At 73.0% G+C, this 12,782-nt stretch carries 10 protein-coding genes; 9 read left to right on the forward strand and 1 reads right to left on the reverse strand.

Features of this window, described 5'->3' with window-relative positions; translation table 11 throughout:
- Positions 1-5 precede the first annotated feature (5 nt).
- The 9 genes from IO33_RS0126295 to IO33_RS0126335 all read left to right on the forward strand — a co-directional run bounded on the left by IO33_RS0126295 (position 6) and on the right by IO33_RS0126335 (position 11,399).
- The gene (locus IO33_RS0126295; RefSeq protein WP_031169291.1) at positions 6-800 is read left to right on the forward strand and encodes a TIGR03084 family metal-binding protein; all 795 of its coding nucleotides are present in this window, start codon (positions 6-8) and stop codon (positions 798-800) included.
- Positions 797-2,473 (forward strand): acyclic terpene utilization AtuA family protein, encoded by a 1,677-nt coding sequence (locus IO33_RS0126300; protein WP_031169293.1) that lies wholly within the window; start codon positions 797-799, stop codon positions 2,471-2,473. Before IO33_RS0126295 ends, IO33_RS0126300 begins: the two co-directional genes overlap by 4 nt.
- Positions 2,470-4,068, forward strand: coding sequence for an acyl-CoA carboxylase subunit beta (locus tag IO33_RS0126305; protein ID WP_031169295.1), 1,599 nt, complete (start codon positions 2,470-2,472; stop codon positions 4,066-4,068). The genes IO33_RS0126300 and IO33_RS0126305 overlap by 4 nt, the downstream gene beginning before the upstream one ends.
- A gap of 8 nt (positions 4,069-4,076) precedes the next feature.
- Positions 4,077-5,924 (forward strand): acetyl/propionyl/methylcrotonyl-CoA carboxylase subunit alpha, encoded by a 1,848-nt coding sequence (locus IO33_RS0126310; protein ID WP_031169298.1) that lies wholly within the window; start codon positions 4,077-4,079, stop codon positions 5,922-5,924.
- Positions 5,925-5,980: 56 nt separating this feature from the next.
- Entirely contained in the window at positions 5,981-7,141 is a 1,161-nt protein-coding gene (locus IO33_RS0126315) for an acyl-CoA dehydrogenase family protein (protein WP_031169300.1), read from the forward strand.
- Between the two features lie 28 nt (positions 7,142-7,169).
- Positions 7,170-8,738, forward strand: coding sequence for a 4-coumarate--CoA ligase family protein (locus tag IO33_RS0126320; RefSeq protein ID WP_031169301.1), 1,569 nt, complete (start codon positions 7,170-7,172; stop codon positions 8,736-8,738).
- Positions 8,735-9,472 (forward strand): enoyl-CoA hydratase family protein, encoded by a 738-nt coding sequence (locus IO33_RS0126325; protein ID WP_031169304.1) that lies wholly within the window; start codon positions 8,735-8,737, stop codon positions 9,470-9,472. The genes IO33_RS0126320 and IO33_RS0126325 overlap by 4 nt, the downstream gene beginning before the upstream one ends.
- 4 nt (positions 9,473-9,476) lie before the next feature.
- On the forward strand, positions 9,477-10,076 hold the full coding sequence (locus IO33_RS0126330; RefSeq protein WP_031169305.1) for a TetR/AcrR family transcriptional regulator: 600 nt from the start codon (positions 9,477-9,479) through the stop codon (positions 10,074-10,076).
- Positions 10,077-10,364: 288 nt separating this feature from the next.
- On the forward strand, positions 10,365-11,399 hold the full coding sequence (locus tag IO33_RS0126335) for an isopenicillin N synthase family dioxygenase (protein WP_031169307.1): 1,035 nt from the start codon (positions 10,365-10,367) through the stop codon (positions 11,397-11,399).
- Between the two features lie 153 nt (positions 11,400-11,552).
- Here IO33_RS0126335 and IO33_RS0126340 read toward each other — a convergent pair whose 3' ends face one another.
- Entirely contained in the window at positions 11,553-12,653 is a 1,101-nt protein-coding gene (locus IO33_RS0126340; protein ID WP_031169308.1) for a citrate synthase 2, read from the reverse strand.
- Positions 12,654-12,782 lie beyond the last annotated feature (129 nt).

Here is a 12,782-nt window from a genome sequence, read left to right on the forward strand (position 1 = left end):
CCCTCATGGCCGACCCGACGCCCGTCATCGACGACCTGCGCGCGGAGAGCGAGGAACTCGACCGGCTCATCGCCGAGTTGACCCCCGCCCGGTGGGCGCTCCCCACTCCCGCGCCCGGGTGGACCCTCGCCCACCAGATCGCCCACCTCGCCTGGACCGACCGCTCGGCGCTACTGGCCGTCACCGATGCGGAAGCCTTCCAGACGCTGGTCGAGAAGGCGCTCACCGCCCCCGACTCGTTCGTGGACCAGGGCGCGGAGGAAGGCGCCCGTCTGGCGCCCGCCGCGCTGCTGGCGGGATGGTGGGAAGGGCGTGACGCGCTCGACCGGGCGCTGCGTGCGGCCCCACCCGGCTCCCGTTTCCCCTGGTACGGCCCGCCCATGTCGGCCGCCTCGATGGCCACGGCCCGTCTTATGGAGACCTGGGCCCATGGGCTGGACATCGCCGAGGCGCTGGGCGTGGTCCGCCCACCCGGCGATCGGCTCAGGCATGTGGCCCGGCTCGGGGTGCGGACCCGCGACTTCGCCCACACCGTCCACGGGCTCACCCCGCCCGCCGACGAGTTCCGTGTGGAACTGACCGCGCCCTCCGGCGAGGTGTGGGCATACGGCCCCGAAGACGCCCCGCAACGCGTCACCGGCCCCGCCCTCGACTTCTGCCTCCTCGTCACCCAGCGCGCCCACCGCACCGACCTCGCCCTGACCGCCGTGGGCCCGGACGCCGACCGCTGGCTGGACATCGCGCAGGCCTTCGCGGGCCCGCCCGGCACCGGCCGTCCGCCGAAGGGGGCTCCGGAGTGACCGTGCTGCGCGTCGGCAACTTCTCCGGCTTCTACGGCGACCGCGCGGCCGCCCTGCGCGAGATGCTCACCGGCGGCGAGGTGGACGTCCTCACCGGCGACTACCTCGCCGAACTCACCATGCTGATCCTCGCCCGCGACCGGCTGAAGGACCCGTCCGCCGGATACGCCCGCACCTTCCTGCGCCAGCTGGAGGACTGCCTCGGCCTCGCCCGGGAGCGCGGGGTGAAGATCGTCGTCAACGCGGGCGGCCTCAACCCGGCCGGACTCGCCGAGGCGACCCGGGAGCTGGCCGGCCGGCTCGGCGTCCCGGCCGCCGTCGCGCACGTCGAGGGCGACGGCCTGACCGCCCGCCACCCCGGCGCCCTCGCCGCCCACGCCTACCTCGGCGGTTTCGGCATCGCCGAGTGCCTGCGGGCCGGCGCGGACATCGTCGTCACCGGGCGGGTGACCGACGCGGCCCTCGTCACCGGGCCCGCCGCCGCCCACTTCGGCTGGCGGCCGGGGGAGTACGACCGGCTCGCGGGCGCCGTCGCCGCCGGGCACGTGCTGGAGTGCGGGACGCAGGCCACCGGCGGAAACTACGCGTTCTTCCGGGAGGGGGACGTACGCCGGCCCGGCTTCCCGCTCGCCGAGATCCACGCCGACGGCAGCAGCGTCATCACCAAGCACCCCGGCACCGGCGGCCTGGTCGACGTCGGCACGGTCACCGCCCAGCTGCTGTACGAGACCGGGGGCGGCCGGTACGCCGGGCCCGATGTCACCGCCCGGCTGGACACCGCCCGGCTGAGCCAGGACGGCCCGGACCGGGTGCGGATCGAGGGCGTGCGCGGGGAGGCGCCGCCGCCGACGCTCAAGGCCGGGCTCAACCGGCTCGGCGGCTTCCGCAACGAGGTCACCTTCGTCCTCACCGGACTCGACATCGAGGCCAAGGCGGACCTGGTGCGCGAGCAGCTCACCGACGCGCTCGCCAAGTCCCCTCCGGCCGAGGCCCGTTGGGAGCTGGTCCGCACCGACCGGGCGGACGCCGGCACCGAGGAGACGGCGAGCGCCCTGCTGCGGCTCGTCGTACGGGATCCGGACGAGCGGGTCGTCGGGCGGGCGCTGACCGGGGCCGCCGTGGAGCTGGCGCTGGCCAGCTACCCCGGCTTCCATGTGCTGTCCCCACCCGAGAAGGGCACCCCGTATGGGGTCTTCGAGGATGTGGCCGTCGCCCACGGCGCCGTAGACCATACGGCCGTTCTCCCCGACGGACGCCGTGTTCCCGTGCCGCCGCCCCGGGACACCCGGCCGCTGAGCGACGTACCGACCCCACCCCTGCCCGCGCCGCTGCCGGCCGGTCCGACCCGGCGTGCGCCGCTCGGCCTGGTCGCCGGCGCCCGCAGCGGCGACAAGGGCGGGAACGCCAACGTCGGCGTCTGGGCCCGCACCGACGACGCCTGGCGGTGGCTCGCGCACGAGCTGACCGCCGAAAGGTTCCGGCAACTGATCCCCGAGAGCCGCGACCTGCCCGTCACCCGGCACGTGCTGCCGAACCTCCGCGCGGTCAACTTCGTCGTCGAGGGCATCCTCGGCGCGGGTGTCGCCGCCCGCCACCGCTTCGACCCGCAGGCCAAGGCCCTCGGCGAATGGCTGCGCTCCCGCCACCTGGACATCCCGGAGACCCTCCTGTGACGGTTCTCAAGACAGCCCTGGACCCCGCCGGCCCCGACCACCGGGCCCACCGCGAGGCCATGCTCGCCAAGCTCGCCGACCTCGACGCCGAGCACGCCAGGGCGCTCGCGGGCGGCGGCGAGAAGTACGTCGCCCGGCACCGGGGGCGCGGCAAGCTGCTCGCCCGCGAACGCATCGAACTGCTCCTCGACCCCGACACCCCGTTCCTGGAGCTGTCCCCGCTCGCCGCCTGGGGCAGCGACTACACCGTCGGCGCCTCCCTGGTCACCGGCATCGGGGTGGTGGAGGGCGTGGAGTGCCTGATCACCGCCAACGACCCGACCGTGCGCGGCGGCGCGAGCAACCCGTGGAGCCTGAAGAAGGCCCTGCGCGCCAACGACATCGCCCTCGCCAACCGGCTGCCCTGCATCAGCCTGGTGGAGTCGGGCGGTGCGGACCTGCCGTCGCAGAAGGAGATCTTCATTCCCGGCGGCGCGATCTTCCGCGACCTCACCCGGCTGTCGGCGGCCGGGATCCCCACGATCGCGGTCGTCTTCGGCAACTCCACGGCCGGGGGCGCCTACGTCCCCGGCATGTCCGACCACGTGATCATGGTCAAGGAGCGGGCGAAGGTCTTCCTCGGCGGGCCGCCGCTGGTGAAGATGGCCACCGGCGAGGAGAGCGACGACGAGTCCCTCGGCGGCGCCGAGATGCACGCGCGCGTGTCCGGCCTCGCCGACCACTTCGCCGTCGACGAGCCGGACGCGCTGCGCCGGGCCCGCCGGGTGGTCGCCCGCCTCAACCACCGCAAGGCGTACCCGGACCCCGGACCCGCGGAGCCGCCCCGGTACGACCCGGAGGAGCTGCTGGGCATCGTCCCCGGTGACCTCAGGACGCCCTTCGACCCGCGCGAGGTCATCGCCCGGATCGTGGACGCCTCCGACTTCGACGAGTTCAAGCCGCTGTACGGCACGAGCCTGGTGACCGGGTGGGCGAGCCTGCACGGCTACCCGGTCGGGATCCTGGCCAACGCCCAGGGTGTCCTGTTCAGCGCCGAGTCGCAGAAGGCCGCCCAGTTCATCCAGCTCGCCAACCAGCGCGACATCCCCCTGCTCTTCCTGCACAACACCACCGGCTACATGGTCGGCAAGGAGTACGAGCAGGGCGGGATCATCAAACACGGCGCGATGATGATCAACGCGGTGAGCAACAGCAAGGTCCCGCACCTGTCCGTGCTCATGGGGGCGTCGTACGGCGCGGGGCACTACGGCATGTGCGGACGGGCGTACGACCCCCGGTTCCTGTTCGCCTGGCCCAGCGCCAAGTCCGCCGTCATGGGCCCGCAGCAGCTCGCCGGCGTGCTGTCGATCGTCGCCCGCCAGTCGGCCGAGGCGAAGGGGCAGCCGTACGACGAGGACGCGGACGCCGCCCTGCGCGCCATGGTGGAGCAGCAGATCGAGTCCGAGTCGCTGCCGATGTTCCTGTCCGGGCGGCTGTACGACGACGGTGTCATCGACCCGCGCGACACCCGCACCGTCCTCGGCCTGTGCCTGTCCGCCGTGCACACCGCGCCCTACGAGGGCGCGCGCGGTGGCTTCGGCGTCTTCCGGATGTGAGGGACCACGTGATTTCGACTCTGCTCGTCGCCAACCGGGGCGAGATCGCCTGCCGGATCTTCCGCAGCTGCCGCGACATGGGCATCCGGACGGTCGCCGTGCACTCGGACGCCGACGCGCACGCACTGCACACGCGTGTGGCCGACACCGCCGTACGGCTGCCGGGCGCGGCGCCCGCCGAGACGTATCTGCGCGGCGACCTGATCGTGAAGGCGGCCCTGGCCGCCGGGGCCGACGCCGTGCACCCCGGCTACGGCTTCCTCTCCGAGAACGCCGGCTTCGCCCGCGCCGTCCTCGACGCCGGACTGACCTGGATCGGCCCCCCTCCGGAGGCGATCGAGGCGATGGCGTCCAAGACCCGCGCGAAGGAGCTGATGGGCATCGCCTCCCTCGCCGAAGCCGACATCGCCGAGACCGACCTGCCGGTGCTGGTCAAGGCGGCCGCCGGCGGCGGGGGACGCGGGATGCGGATCGTGCGCCGCCTGGACGAGCTGGGCGCCGCCCTGGAGGGCGCACGCGCCGAGGCCGCGAGCGCCTTCGGGGACGGCGAGGTCTTCGTGGAGCCGTACCTGGAGCACGGCCGCCACGTCGAGGTGCAGATCCTCGCCGACACCCACGGCACGGTCTGGCCGCTCGGCACCCGCGACTGCTCCCTCCAGCGCCGCCACCAGAAGGTCATCGAGGAGGCCCCGGCGCCCGGCCTCTCCGAGGCGCTCACCGAGGACCTGTACGCGCTGGCCGTGCAGGCCGCCTGCGCCGTCGCCTACGTCGGCGCCGGCACCGTCGAGTTCCTGGTCGCCGGCGGACGCGCCCACTTCCTGGAGATGAACACCCGCCTCCAGGTCGAACACCCGGTGACGGAGGAGGTGTTCGGCGTCGACCTGGTGGCGGAACAGATCCGCGTCGCCGAGGGCCACGCCCTCGAAAAGGACCCGCCACGCGCGCGTGGCCACGCCATCGAGGCCCGCCTGTACGCCGAGGACCCCGCCCGCGACTGGGCCCCGCAGACCGGCACCCTGCACCGCCTCGCCGTACCGGCCGGCGTCCGCCTGGACACCGGCTACACCGACGGCGACACCATCGGCGTCCACTACGACCCCATGCTGGCCAAGGTCGTAGCCCACGCCCCCACCCGCGCGGAGGCGATCCGCCGGCTCGCCGGCGCACTGGAGCGCACGGTGATCCACGGCCCGGTCACCAACCGGGACCTGCTGGTGCGCTCGCTGCGCCACGAGGAGTTCACCGGCGGCCGCGCCGACACCGGCTTCTACGACCGCCACCTCACCGGACTCACCGAGCCCGCCCCGGACCCGTACGCCCCCCTGGCCGCCGCCCTCGCCGACGCCCACGGCCGCTCCCGCTTCGGCGGCTGGCGCAACGTGCCCTCGCAGCCGCAGGTCAAGCGGTACGAGATGGCGGGCGAGGAGCACGAGGTCCGCTACCGCCACGGCAGACAGGGGCTCGCGGCGGACGGGGTGCGGGTCGTGCACGCCGGGCAGGGCCTGGTCGTCCTCGAAGCCGGCGGTGTGGAGCGCCGGTTCGAGGTGTGCGCCTACGGCGACGAGGTGTACGTCAACGGCACCCGCCTGACCGCCCTGCCCCGCTTCCCCGACCCCACCGCCCAGCTCGCACCGGGCTCCCTGCTCGCCCCCATGCCGGGCACGGTCGTACGCGTCGCCGAGGGCCTGGCGGAAGGGGCGACGGTGCAGGCCGGCCAGGGACTCATATGGCTGGAGGCGATGAAGATGCAGCACCAGATCACCGCGCCGGTCACCGGCACGCTCAGCGCCCTGCACGCCAGACCCGGGCAGCAGGTGGAGCCCGGCCTGTTGCTGGCAGTGGTGCAACCCGCCTGAAGGGGCGCGGGGAACCGCGCGAGCGACCACCCACTCGCCGCACTCGGAGGACTCGCATGACCACGCACATCGAATCCGAAGAACACACAGCCCTGCGGTCCGCGGTGTCGGCCCTGGGCCGACGTTACGGCCGCGACTACCTCGTACAGACCGTCGCCGCGGGCAAACCCCCCACCGAACTCTGGTCCGAGGCGGGCAAATTCGGCTACCTGGGCGTCAGCCTCCCGGAGGAGTACGGCGGAGGCGGCGGTGGCATCACCGAACTCTCCATCGTGCTGGAAGAGTTGGGCGCCGCAGGCTCCCCCCTCCTCATGCTGGTGGTCTCACCGGCCATCTGCGGCACCGTGATCGCCCGCTTCGGCACGGACGCCCAGAAGCGGCAGTGGCTCCCCGGTATCGCCGACGGCACCCGCCTCATGGCCTTCGGCATCACCGAACCCGACGCCGGCTCCAACAGCCACCGCATCACCACCACGGCCCGCCGCGACGGCACCGACTGGCTCCTGACCGGGCGCAAGGTCTTCATCTCCGGTGTCGACATCGCGGACGCCGTCCTCATCGTCGGCCGCACGGAGGACGCGCGCACCGGACGCCTCAAGCCCTGCCTGTTCATCGTCCCGACCGACGCCGAGGGCTTCCACAGGCACCCGATCGACATGGAACTGAGCGCCGCCGAGAAGCAGTTCGAGCTGGTCCTGGACGACGTACGGCTGCCCTCCGACGCCCTCGTCGGCGACGAGGACGCAGGCCTGCTGCAGCTGTTCGCCGGCCTCAACCCCGAGCGCATCATGACGGCGGCCTTCGCCATCGGGATGGGCCGCTACGCACTCGCCAAGGCCGTCGAGTACGCCCGCGACCGCAGCGTCTGGAAGACACCCATCGGAGCCCACCAGGCCATCGCCCACCCCCTGGCGCAGGCGCACATCGACCTGGAACTGGCCCGGCTGATGACGCAGAAGGCGGCCCACCTCTACGACGCCGGCGACGACACCGGCGCGGGCGAAGCCGCCAACATGGCCAAGTACGCGGCCGGGGAGGCCTGTGTGAAGGCCGTCGACCAGGCCGTGCACACCCTCGGCGGCAACGGCCTCACCCGGGAATTCGGACTCGCCTCGTTGATAACGGCCGCACGCGTGGCTCGTATCGCCCCGGTGAGCCGGGAGATGATTCTCAACTACGTCTCCCATCAGACCCTGGGCCTGCCCAAGTCGTACTAGGCGAGCCGCAGACCGTCCTGGAGGAACCGTGTTCCGCAGCGAGTACGCAGACGTTCCGCCCGTAGCACTGCCCATCCACGACGCCGTCCTGGGCCACGCCGCCGACTTCGGCGAGCGCCCCGCCCTCATCGACGGCACGGACGGCACCACCCTCTCGTACGCGCAGGTGAACCGGTTCCACCGGCGCCTCGCCGCCTCCCTCGCCGACGCGGGCGTCCGCAAGGGCGACGTCCTCGCCCTGCACAGCCCCAACAGCATCGCCTTCCCGACCGCCTTCTACGGGGCCACCCGCGCGGGCGCGTCCGTCACCACCGTGCACCCGCTCGCCACACCCGAGGAGTTCGCGGGGCAGCTCGGCGACAGCGGCGCCCGCTGGATCATCACCGTCTCCCCCCTGCTGGAGACGGCCCGCCGCGCCGCCGAACTCGCGGGCGGCGTACGGGAGATCTTCGTGTGCGACAGCGCGCCCGGGCACCGCTCCCTGGCCGACATGCTCGCCACCACCGCCCCCGAGCCGCACCCCGCCATCGACCCGGACGAGGACATCGCCGCGCTGCCCTACTCCTCCGGCACCACCGGCCTCCCCAAGGGCGTGATGCTCACCCACCGGCAGATCGCCACCAACCTGGCCCAGCTGGAGTCCGCCGTCCCCACCGGACCGGACGAACGCATCCTCGCCGTGCTGCCGTTCTTCCACATCTACGGCCTCACCGCCCTGATGAACGCCCCCCTGAGGAAGGGCGCCACGGTCGTCGTACTCCCTCGCTTCGACCTGGAGACCTTCCTCGCCGCGATCGAGAAACACCGCATCACCGGCCTGTACGTCGCCCCGCCGATCGTCCTCGCCCTCGCCAAGCACCCGGCGGTCACCCGCTACGACCTCTCCTCACTGACGTACGTCATGAGCGCCGCCGCCCCGCTCGACGCCGCCCTCGCCCGTGCCTGCTCCGACCGCCTCGGCCTGCCCCCCATCGGCCAGGCCTACGGCATGACGGAACTGTCACCCGGCACCCACGTCGTCCCCCTCGACCGCCTGCACGACGCCCCCGCCGGCACCGTCGGCAGGCTCATCGCCGGCACCGAGATGCGGATCGTCTCCCTCGGCGACCCCGGCAAGGACCTCGGCACCGGCGAACCCGGCGAGATCCTGATCCGCGGCCCCCAGGTGATGAAGGGCTACCTCGGCCGTCCCGACGCCACCGCCGCGATGATCGACGCCGACGGCTGGCTGCACACCGGGGACGTCGGCCACATCGACGCCGACGGCTGGCTGTTCGTCGTGGACCGGGTGAAGGAACTCATCAAGTACAAGGGCTTCCAGGTGGCCCCCGCCGAACTGGAGGCCCTGCTGCTCACCCACCCCGGCATCGCCGACGCCGCCGTCATCGGCTCCCGCAACGACGACGGCAACGAGATCCCGCACGCCTTCGTCGTCCGCGCCGGCACCGCCCCGGACCTGACCGAGAACGAGATCATGCTGCACGTCGCCGAACGCGTCGCCCCCTACAAGCGGGTCCGCCGGGTCACCTTCGTCGACACCGTGCCCCGCGCCGCCTCCGGAAAGATCCTGCGCCGACAGCTCAGGGAGCACCCGTGACCGCACTGATCGGCCGCACGCGCGCCCGTGCCGTCGAAACCCTCAGCCTGGACGCCACCGACACCCGCAACGCGCTCTCGGCGGACCTCGTGCGCGACCTCGCGGGCGCCCTCACCGACTGCGCCGGGGACCCCGAGGTCCGGGCCGTCGTCCTCACCCACACCGGCACCACCTTCTGCGCCGGCGCCGACCTGCGCGACCCACCCCACCCCGACGCCCTGCTCGCCCTGCTCCGGCAGATCGTCGAACTGCCCAGGCCCGTCGTCGCCCGGGTCACCGGACACGTCCGCGCCGGCGGCCTCGGCCTCCTGGCGGCCTGCGACATCGCCGCCGCCGGCCCCCGGGCCACCTTCGCCTTCACCGAGGTCCGCATCGGCGTGGCCCCCGCGGTGATCTCCCTGCCGGTCATCCCGCGCACCGACCCCCGCGCACTGGCCCGCTACTACCTCACCGGCGAACGCTTCGACCCCGCCGAAGCCGTACGCCTCGGCCTGCTCACCGTCACCGGCGACGACGTGGACGAAGCCCTCGCACCCGTACTGGACGGCCTGCGCCGCTCCTCCCCCGAGGCCCTGGACGAGACGAAACAGCTGCTCACGGCTAGGGTGCTGGAAACGTTCGACCGGGACGCGGCGGAGCTGACCGCGCTCTCGGCCCGGCTGTTCTCCACCGCCCAGGCCCGGGAGGGGATGACGGCCTTCCTGGAAAGACGGGATGCGGCATGGGTGGTGTGACCACATGAGCGCAACGGTGGAACGCGACCGCGTACCCAAGCAGGACCGCAGCCGGGCCACCCGGCAGCGGCTCCTGGAGGCCGCCGTGGCCTGCCTGGCCGAACACGGCTGGGCGGGCTCCACCGTCTCCGTCGTCGCCGAACGCGCCGGTGTCTCCCGCGGCGCCGCCCAGCACCACTTCCCGACCCGCGAGGACCTCTTCACGGCCGCCGTCGAGTACGTCGCCGAGGAACGCTCCACCGCCCTGCGGGCGCTCTTCCCGGGCGGCCCCGCCGACCGCCGCGCCGTCGTCGCCGCCCTCGTCGACCTCTACACCGGCCCCCTCTTCCGCGCCGCCCTGCACCTGTGGGTCGCCGCCTCCAACGAGGACCAGCTGCGCTCACGCGTGACCGAGCTGGAGGCCCGCGTCGGCCGCGAGACCCACCGCATCGCCGTCGACCTCCTCGGCGCCGACGAGTCCCGCCCCGGCGTCCGCGAGAGCGTCCAGGGCCTGCTCGACATGGCCCGCGGCCTCGGCCTCGCCAACCTCCTCACCGACGACACCGCCCGCCGGGACCGCGTCGTCGCCCAGTGGGCCGAGCTGCTCGACCACGCCCTGGGCTGAGCGGCCACCGGGGCCCGGCCCCGGCCACAGGGACCTTCCGAACCACCGAGGGCGCACGCTCCGAGCGTGAGGTGGGCCACACCCCTATCCGGCGGCGAGCAGTACCCTTGCCGCATGCTTCCGATGCTCGTTCGACGCCGCCACGTGGACTACGTGCGCGTCACGAGCATGGGCTGTCGCCATTCGGCCTGATTCAGCCCCCTTTTTCTCCCTCTTCTTACGGCATCCTGGGCGCCGCCCTACCCTCGGCGGCCTGCCCGTGGCCCACACACCCCTGTGGACGCATCCATGACGACGCACACCGCGACGACGACCTCGTCGTACGACCAGCTCCCCATCATCGACCTCTCGGCGGCCGAACACGGCCCCCAGGCCCGCGCACTGCTCCACGCCCAACTGCACAGCGCCGCACACGACGTCGGTTTCTTCCAGCTCGTCGGACACGGCGTCACCCCGGCCGAGACCGACGCGCTGCTCACCGCCATGCGCGCCTTCTTCACCCTCCCCGAGGCCGACCGGCTCGCCCTCGACAACGTCAACTCGCCCCATTTCCGCGGCTACACCCGCACCGGCGACGAACGCACCGCCGGTGCCCGCGACTGGCGCGACCAGCTCGACATAGGCGCCGAACGCCCCGCCCGCGTCCCCGCCGCCGGCGAACCCGCGTACTGGTGGCTGCAGGGCCCCAACCAGTGGCCCGCCGCCCTCCCCGAGCTGCGCACCGCGGCCCTCGCCTGGATCGACAAGCTCAGCGGGGTCGCCGAACGCCTCCTGCGTGAACTCCTCACCGCGATAGGCGCTCCCGCCGACTTCTACGACCCCGTCTTCGGCGACCGCGCCCACCCCCACCTCAAGCTCGTCCGCTACCCCGGCAGCGCGGGCGACGGCACCGACCAGGGCGTGGGCGCCCACAAGGACTACGGCTTCCTGACCCTGCTCCTCCAGGACACCGTCGGCGGCCTCCAGGTCCAGCGCGAGGACGGCCGCTTCCACGACGTCCCGCCCATCGACGGCGCCTTCGTCGTCAACCTCGGCGAACTCCTGGAGGTCGCCACCAACGGCTACCTGCTGGCCACCAACCACCGTGTGGTCAGCCCTCCCGGGGCCACCGAACGCTTCTCCGTGCCGTTCTTCTACAACCCCCGCCTGGACGCGCGGGTCGAGCCGCTGCCCTTCCCGCACGCGTCGAAGGCCCCCGGCATCACGACGGACCCGACGAACCCCCTGTACGCCGAGTACGGCTACAACGAACTCAAGGGCAAGCTCAGGGCCCACCCGCTGGTGGCGGAAAGGCACCACGCCCAGCTGCTGGCGCCCGCGTGAGAAGCCGCCCCGACGGGGCGCGTCCCAGCCGGGCGCGTCTCAGCGGAGGCGTCTCAGGGGCGCGAAGCGGTACCGACAGGCGGCTCCGACCGCGGGCGGGCGCGACCGGCCACCATCGGCCCGCAGCCGTCCGCGCCCCTGAGCCGCCCCTTCTCAGCGGGCGATCTCCCCGTACCCCTCGATGTCCTCCGGCCGCCGCGGCCCCGGCCCCACATACCGAGCGGAAGGCCGCACCAGACGACCGGTTCGCTTCTGCTCCAGAATGTGCGCCGACCACCCCGCCGTACGGGCGCACGTGAACATCGAGGTGAACATGTTCGCCGGAACCTCGGCGAAGTCCAGCATGATCGCCGCCCAGAACTCCACGTTCGTGGCCAGCACCCGGTCCGGCCGCCGGTTGTGCAGCTCCTCCAGCGCCGCCTTCTCCAGCGCCTCCGCGACCTCGAACCGCGGAGCCCCCAGCTCCCGCGCCGTACGCCGCAGCACCCGCGCCCGCGGATCCTCCGCCCGGTACACCCGGTGCCCGAACCCCATCAGCCGCTCACCCCGGTCCAGGGCCTGTCGGACATACGCCTCCGCGTCCCCCGTCCGCTCGATCTCCTCGATCATCCCGAGCACCCGCGACGGCGCACCCCCGTGCAGCGGCCCGGACATCGCCCCGACCGCCCCGGACAGCGCCGCGGCGACATCCGCACCCGTCGACGCGATCACCCGCGCCGTGAACGTCGACGCGTTCATCCCGTGCTCGGCGGCGGACGTCCAGTACGCGTCCACGGCCGCGACATGCCGGGGATCAGGCTCACCCCGCCAGCGGATCATGAACCGCTCCACCACCGACTTCGCCTTGTCGATCTCCCGCTGCGGCACCATCGGCAGCATCTGCCCCCGCGCGGACTGGGCGACGTACGACAGCGCCATGACGGCCGCCCGCGCCAGGTCGTCCCGGGCCCGCCGCTCATCGATGTCCAGCAGCGGCTTCAGCCCCCACACCGGCGCCAGCATGGCCAGCGCCGACTGCACGTCCACCCGGATGTCCCCGGAGTGCACCGGGATCGGGAACGGCTCCGCAGGCGGCAGACCGGGATTGAAGGCACCGTCGACCAGCAGCCCCCACACGTTCCCGAACGAGACGTGCCCCACCAGATCCTCGATGTCGACGCCCCGGTAGCGCAGGGCACCGCCCTCCTTGTCCGGTTCGGCGATCTCCGTCTCGAACGCGACGACTCCCTCGAGTCCGGGTACGAAATCGGACATCAGGCGGCTCCTCGTGATGTGGTCGGCGGCGGTCACCCCCGTGATGCCCCGATCGGCCGGTGGTCACCCAAACCGCAAGGGAACCAGCACGATAACCCCCAGTGTCACACTTGGGGAGCCCACGCGACA

Origin of the sequence: Streptomyces durhamensis (assembly GCF_000725475.1) — a bacterium.
GTDB classification, from domain to species: Bacteria; Actinomycetota; Actinomycetes; order Streptomycetales; family Streptomycetaceae; genus Streptomyces; species Streptomyces filipinensis.